The sequence below is a fragment of the Mycobacterium sp. TH-M11 genome, from assembly GCF_057473725.1.
Genome location: NZ_JBYCLD010000161.1, coordinates 1 through 6,262, shown reverse-complemented (window position 1 = coordinate 6,262; position 6,262 = coordinate 1). Strand labels below are relative to the sequence as shown.

Sequence of the window (6,262 nt, the reverse complement as noted above, 5' to 3'; positions counted from 1 at the left end):
GGCCCCCATTCACGAAGCCGCGGTGTCCGCGACCGAATGGAGCCTGCGCGGCACCCGACGGGCCGAGGAAGCGGCGGAATCGGCCCGGCTGAAGCTGGCCGACGTGATGGCCGAGGCCCGCGAACGGATCGGCGAGGAGGCGCAGCCTCCGGCCATCGGCGACCACGACCACGACCACGACCACTGATCGGCTCGACACTGTGCCCCATGGTCCGCTTCCTCCCCATCGCGCTTCGCGCTCTGCATCGTCAGCGGACGTGACCGGCCTGCAGGTCGTGTCCGACGCCGCCGGGCGGATGCGGGTGAAAGTGCCCTGGGTGCGCGCGAACGCGCGGCGCGCGGTCGCGGTGGAAGAAGAAGTTGACCGGCGGCACGGAGTACGCGCCGTGCACGCCTACCCGCACACCGGCTCAGTCGTCGTGTGGTATTCCCCGAAGCGCTGCGACCGCGCCGAGCTGCTCGCGGCCATCGCCGAAGCCGAACACGTTGCCGCCGAGCTTATTCCGGCTCGCACCCCACGATCATCGGACATCCGTAACACCGAGATCCTGCGCATGGCGATCGGCGGGACGGTCCTGGCTCTGCTGGGCATCCGGCGTTACGGGTTCAACCGTCCCCCGCTGCTGGGTCCGTCGGGGCAGTTGGTCGCCACGGGCGCAACAATTTTCATGGGATACCCGTTCCTGCGCGGCGCACTGCGCTCACTGCGATCCGGCCGCGCGGGCACCGACGCATTGGTGACCGCCGCGACCGTCGCCAGCCTGGTCCTGCGGGAGAACGTGGTCGCGCTGACCGTGCTGTGGCTGTTGAATATCGGCGAGTACCTGCAGGACCTGACGCTGCGCCGAACCCGGCGGGCGATCTCGGATCTGTTGCGCGGCAACGCCGACACCGCGTGGGTCCGCCTCGATGACGGTAACGAAGTTCAGGTGCCGATCGACAGCGTCCAGATCGGCGACGACGTGGTCGTCCACGACCACGTGGCGATACCGATCGATGGCGAGGTAGTCGAGGGCGAGGCGGTGGTCGACCAGTCCGCGATCACCGGGGAGACCCTGCCGGTCAGCATCGTCGCCGGAGCGGCGATCCACGCCGGCTCGGTGGTGCTGCGCGGTCGGCTGGTGATCCGTGCCCGCGCGGTCGGCAACCAGACCGCGATCGGGCGCATCATCTCCCGCGTCGAGGAAGCCCAGCACGATCGCGCGCCGATCCAGACCGTCGGCGAGAATTTCTCTCGCCGCTTCGTGCCGATCTCATTCATCGTCTCCGCCGTCACACTCGCGCTGACCGGTGACGTCCGTCGCGCGATGACCATGCTGCTGATCGCCTGCCCATGCGCGGTCGGCTTATCAACCCCGACGGCGATCAGCGCGGCGATCGGCAACGGTGCGCGGCGCGGCATTCTGATCAAGGGCGGGTCGCATCTCGAACAGGCCGGCCGAGTGGACGCCATCGTCTTCGACAAGACCGGAACCCTCACGGTCGGCCGACCAGTGGTGACCAATATCATTGCGCTACATGATGATTGGCAGCCTGAGCAGGTGCTTGCCTACGCCGCGAGCTCCGAGTTGCACTCGCGGCACCCGCTTGCCGAGGCGGTGATCCGCTCCACCGAAGAACGTCGCATCATCATTCCGCCGCACGAGGAGTGCGAAGTACTGGTCGGCCTCGGCATGCGCACCTGGGCCGACGGCCGGACGCTGCTGCTGGGCAGTCCCTCGCTGCTGCGTGCGGAGAACGTCGCCGTCTCTCGCGAAGCCTCGGACTGGGTCGACAAACTGCGCCGGCAAGCCGAAACCCCGCTGCTGCTCGCCGTGGACGACACCCTGGTCGGGCTGATCAGCCTGCGCGACGAGATTCGTACCGAGGCGCCCGACGTGCTGAAAGAGCTGCGCGCCAACGGGATTCACCGCATCGTGATGCTCACCGGCGATCACGCCGACATCGCGAAAGTCGTTGCGGCCGAGCTGGGCATCGACGAGTGGCGCGCCGAAGTGCTGCCCGAGGACAAGCTCGAGGTGGTACGCCAACTGCAGGACGAGGGCTACATCGTCGGCATGGTCGGCGACGGAATCAATGACGCGCCAGCGCTGGCCGCGGCCGACATCGGCATCGCGATGGGCCTGGCCGGCACCGACGTCGCGGTCGAGACCGCCGACGTGGCGCTGGCCAACGACGACCTGCGCCGACTGCTCGACGTCAGTGATCTGGGCACCCGCGCGGTCGAGGTCATCCGGCAGAACTACGGCATGTCGATCGCGGTCAACGCCGTCGGGCTGCTGATCGGCGTCGGGGGCGCACTGTCACCGGTGCTCGCGGCGATCCTGCACAATGCCTCGTCGGTGGCCGTCGTCGCGAACAGTTCACGCCTGATTCGGTACCGCTTGGAGTGAACAACGCTCCGTCGGGCGTCGAACTCGTACGATGTGCGCATGTCATCGACCCCGCTCGACCCCGTTGCCAGTGAACGGCTCTCGCACGCCGACCGGGTATTCACCTCGGACCTGTCCATCAACGAATTCGCGCTCCTGCATGGCGCCGGGTTCGAACCGCTCGACCTTGTGATGGGCGTCTCGGTCTACCACGTCGGCTACCAATTCACCGGCATCCGGCAGCAATCCGAGCTACCGGTGCTCACCGAGGCGACGTATCGGGCGCGCTGGAATGCGATGGCCCGCATGCAAGCCGAGGCCGACGCGCTGGGCGCCGACGGCGTCGTCGGTGTCCGCCTCGAATGGCGACAGCACGGCGGTGAAGCCGAGCACCTGGAGTTCATCGCGGTCGGAACCGCGGTGCGCTACACCCCCAAGCCGGGGGAGTTCAAGCGCAGCAACGGGCAGGCCTTCTCCAGTCACCTGTCCGGGCAAGATATGGCAACCCTGCTTCGGTCGGGCTGGGCCCCGGTGGCTTTCGTCATGGGTAACTGCGTCTTTCACGTTGCCGCGCAGGGGTTTATGCAGACCTTGCGACAGATGGGCCGAAACACCGAAATGCCACAGTGGACGCAGGGCAACTATGAAGCGCGCGAACTGGCGATGTCGCGCATGCAAAGCGAAGCCGAGCGCGACGGCGCATCCGGGGTAGTCGGCGTTCACTTCAAGATCCAGAACTACGCCTGGGGCTACCACACCGTTGAGTTCTACGCTGCCGGCACGGCCGTGCGCCGCAGCGGCACACCCGAGACGATCACGCCACAATTCGTGCTCACCATGAACGACTGATGGCGGAGTTCGACGCCGAACGGGTCAGCCGCACTGTCAGTCACGCATTGGCGGGTCCGGGTGGAATAGCTTTGGTGATCAACGTTTTTGCCGCCGTGCCCGGCGTCACGCACACCGCCGCCAAGCGGGGCATGTTCTCCTCACAACCCGCACGGTTGCACATCGGAGACTGGCGCTACCAGGTGACGTCCGACGCCAGGCTGTTGGCGGCACACGTGGTCGGCGGCATCGTAATCGGCGAAGAGGTGCTGCTAGCGGGCGCGGTGGGGCCGCACCTCGCCCGCTCGCTGGGCCAACTCGTCGCCCGACACGGTCCGGCGGTGGTCCCGAGCATCGACGCGGCGGTGGACGCGCTGAGCGCCGGGGCGGGCTGAATGCCCGGCGTGCGACACTCCCCCGGTAAGGCGACGACGTAGGAAGCCGGTGCGGGACTGGGTGGAATCCTGCGCGGGAAGGCCGGTGAAATAATGCCTTTCGGCGGTACGGCGGCGCTCACAGCGCTCGCAGACATCAGCGACGTCAGTTCCTATTTCGCCGTGGGCACCGGACCACTGAACGAGGGCTGGCACCCCGTCGCGCGCCTCTACGACGACCCCGCACTGCTGGCCGCGACCATCGGCCAGATCCAGACCCGGATGGAGGTCAGCGAGCAACGGGTGGCGGCGTCGACGTTTTTCCTGGGCTTCGCCGCACGGCTATGGTCGATCGGCGTGGGTACCGCCGTAGGCCACGGCCTGCTCGTCGATCTGCCGCCCGAACGCCTGCTGTTCCGCCAGAACGACGGGCAGATCGCGCTGCACCTCGAACGCCCCGGGTCGCGGCGCAGCGACGGTCTCGGCCCAGCACTCGCCGACATGGTGATCGACCGGCATCTCACGCCGCTGGCCAAGGCGCTGCGCCGCATCGGTCCGATCTCGGCGAGGCTGCTGCAGGGCAACTCGGCGTCCGCCTTGCTCGGCGCGGCGCGGGTGTTCGACCGCGACCGTGCCACCACGTCGGGATCAGAACTCGCTCGCCGCATCTGTGCCGACCCACGATTGAGCGACGCGGTCCGTTTCGGCGAGCACGACTACCGCCGCACCAGTTGCTGTTTGTATTACCGCACGCCTGATGGCGGGCTCTGCGGAGATTGCGCCCTCGACCGGGTGCCGGAAAGGAGCCGCGATGATCGACTTTAGCCCTGTCGTCCAGACCACCGAAGACAATGGGCGAGAACAGGTCTGGCCACTGCCCACCGACGACTCAGCTGCGCGACGAGCCCGCCTTTTCCCAGCTGGAGCTGTGGGACCGGCTACGGGCGGAGTTCCTGGGGTTGGATCCCGACCCACTCGACCGGTCCGGCAAGGGCTTTCGGCACGGCTGAGTCAGCAGCAGTCCTCGCCGCGCCAGGATTTGACGCCCTGCCAGATCGCGGTGGCGGCGATACCCAGTCCGATCGCCGGGTCGAACCACCAGATACTCGGCCAGATTGCCGCGACCGACAGACCGACCAGCACCGTCGCCGCCTGCGCGCCGCACAGATAGTTCTGTGTTCCCTCGCCCGCAGTGGCCGCCGAGTGGAGGTGATCGGCGAGCGAATGTTTGACGCGGCCCAGAATCGGCATCAACACCAGCGAGGCAGCCGTCAACGCCATGCCGATCATCGAGGTCTCGGCGTCGCGCCGGTCGAGCAGATGGTGGATGGATTCGGCGGCGATGTAGGGCGCGGTCAGCCAGAACGACCACGCGACACCGATCTGCGCGCGACGCTCAGCAGTCGCCGACGCGGTGCGCGAACCGGAGAATCGCCAGGCCACCATCGCGCTGGCCAGCGCCTCGGGCAGGCTGCCCAGCGCCCACCCAGTCAAAGCGATCGAGCCGACCGACAGCCCCTGCCACAGCCCGACCACACCCTCGGCGAGCATCGCGGCCATGCTGACCCAGGCCAGCCGGTACGCCCACCTTGCCCGGTGCTGCCACCGGATGTCGTGCGCGACGGCAGGCCCATGCCCGTGCCCTGATTCGCAGCAGGCCTCGACGGCGAGCCCAGCCTGATCGGCCATCGAACGCGATTCGGTCACCCAGCGATGTTAGGTCAATGCGCAAAGCGGATGTGCCTGCCTGGCTGTTGGGACGCATCGTCTGCAGGTGAGGTGCCTAATCGCACTCGGCGCAGTTATCACCAGGCGCTTCCCAGCCTCGGATGGCTACCCTGGCTGTCATGGCGCGCTCCGAGAACGACACCTGGGATCTGGCAACGAGCGTGGGGGCCACCGCCACCATGGTGGCCGCGGGCCGGGCCCGAGCCACCCGGGCGGGGCTGATCGACGACCCCTTTGCGGAGCCACTGGTACGGGCGGTCGGCGTCGATTTCTTCACTCGCTGGGCCAACGGCGAGGTCAGCGCCGACGATGTCGACATCCCCGGCCACCCGTGGGGCATGCAGCCGATGACCGACCTGCTGGCGGTGCGCACCCGGCTGATCGACCAATTTCTGTCCGATGCGACCGCCTCCGGTATCCGCCAGGTGGTGGTGCTGGCCTCCGGCCTCGATGCCCGTGGCTACCGGCTGTCCTGGCCCACCGGGACGGTGGTGTTCGAGATCGACCAGCAGCAGGTGACGGATTTCAAGACCGCGACCCTGGCCGCGGTGGGGGCCGAGCCCACAGTCGATGTGCGGGCCGTGCCGATCGATCTGCGCGACGACTGGCCCGCGGCCCTGCGGCACGCCGGCTTCAACGCCGATCGGCCCACCGCGTGGCTTGCCGAAGGACTGCTGGCCTTCCTGCCGCCCGAAGCCCAGGATCGCCTGCTGGACAACATCACCGACCTCAGCGCGCAGGGCAGTCGACTGGTTGTCGAGATCTTCTTGAGCACACCGGAATCGCAGGAGGTCGTGCATGCCGCGACTCAGAAGTGGCGCGAGCACGGGCTCGACGCGCGCATCGACGACCTCTGGTTCAGCGGCGAACGCCACGACGTCGCGCCCTACCTGGACGCCCGCGGCTGGCAGACCACGCGGCACCGGTCCAGCCAACTGCTGGCCGACGCCGGCCTGCCGG

8 protein-coding genes are annotated in these 6,262 nt (G+C 68.0%); 7 read left to right on the top strand and 1 reads right to left on the bottom strand.

Annotated features, from left to right (window positions below):
* The 6 genes from AC2VOG_RS06980 to AC2VOG_RS06955 form a co-directional block, all read left to right on the top strand.
* Nucleotides 1–187, top strand: a 187-nt coding sequence (locus AC2VOG_RS06980; RefSeq protein ID WP_486939187.1) for a DUF1490 family protein, incomplete at its 5' end; no start/stop codon positions are given.
* Nucleotides 188–296: 109 nt separating this feature from the next.
* On the top strand, nt 297–2,393 hold the full coding sequence (gene ctpC / locus AC2VOG_RS06975; protein ID WP_486939188.1) for a manganese-exporting P-type ATPase CtpC: 2,097 nt from the start codon (nt 297–299) through the stop codon (nt 2,391–2,393).
* A gap of 39 nt (nt 2,394–2,432) precedes the next feature.
* Nucleotides 2,433–3,221 carry a heavy metal-binding domain-containing protein gene (locus tag AC2VOG_RS06970; protein ID WP_486939186.1) on the top strand — a complete coding sequence of 263 codons (789 nt, stop codon included), beginning with the start codon at nt 2,433–2,435 and terminating at the stop codon, nt 3,219–3,221.
* Nucleotides 3,221–3,595 (top strand): DUF5073 family protein, encoded by a 375-nt coding sequence (locus AC2VOG_RS06965; RefSeq protein ID WP_486939185.1) that lies wholly within the window; start codon nt 3,221–3,223, stop codon nt 3,593–3,595. Before AC2VOG_RS06970 ends, AC2VOG_RS06965 begins: the two co-directional genes overlap by 1 nt.
* Nucleotides 3,596–3,688: 93 nt before the next feature.
* Complete coding sequence (locus tag AC2VOG_RS06960; protein WP_486939184.1) at nt 3,689–4,399, top strand: (2Fe-2S)-binding protein; 711 nt, start codon at nt 3,689–3,691, stop codon at nt 4,397–4,399.
* Between the two features lie 26 nt (nt 4,400–4,425).
* Nucleotides 4,426–4,584 (top strand): hypothetical protein, encoded by a 159-nt coding sequence (locus AC2VOG_RS06955; RefSeq protein ID WP_486939183.1) that lies wholly within the window; start codon nt 4,426–4,428, stop codon nt 4,582–4,584.
* Between the two features lies 1 nt (nt 4,585).
* On the opposite strand, the gene AC2VOG_RS06950 is transcribed toward AC2VOG_RS06955, so the two are convergent.
* Nucleotides 4,586–5,281 carry a cation efflux transmembrane domain-containing protein gene (locus AC2VOG_RS06950; protein WP_486939182.1) on the bottom strand — a complete coding sequence of 232 codons (696 nt, stop codon included), beginning with the start codon at nt 5,279–5,281 and terminating at the stop codon, nt 4,586–4,588.
* A 140-nt stretch (nt 5,282–5,421) separates the two neighbouring features.
* Between AC2VOG_RS06950 and AC2VOG_RS06945 the strand changes: the two genes are divergently transcribed.
* A partial coding sequence (locus AC2VOG_RS06945; RefSeq protein WP_486939181.1) for a class I SAM-dependent methyltransferase occupies nt 5,422–6,262 on the top strand: 841 nt, incomplete at its 3' end.

Bases quoted from the DNA above. Each gene is read 5' to 3' on its own strand.
- ctpC (WP_486939188.1), top strand. From the start codon at position 297: ATGCGGGTGAAAGTGCCCTGGGTGCGCGCGAACGCGCGGCGCGCGGTC.
- AC2VOG_RS06970 (WP_486939186.1), top strand. From the start codon at position 2,433: ATGTCATCGACCCCGCTCGACCCCGTTGCCAGTGAACGGCTCTCGCAC.
- AC2VOG_RS06965 (WP_486939185.1), top strand. From the start codon at position 3,221: ATGGCGGAGTTCGACGCCGAACGGGTCAGCCGCACTGTCAGTCACGCA.
- AC2VOG_RS06960 (WP_486939184.1), top strand. From the start codon at position 3,689: ATGCCTTTCGGCGGTACGGCGGCGCTCACAGCGCTCGCAGACATCAGC.
- AC2VOG_RS06955 (WP_486939183.1), top strand. From the start codon at position 4,426: ATGGGCGAGAACAGGTCTGGCCACTGCCCACCGACGACTCAGCTGCGC.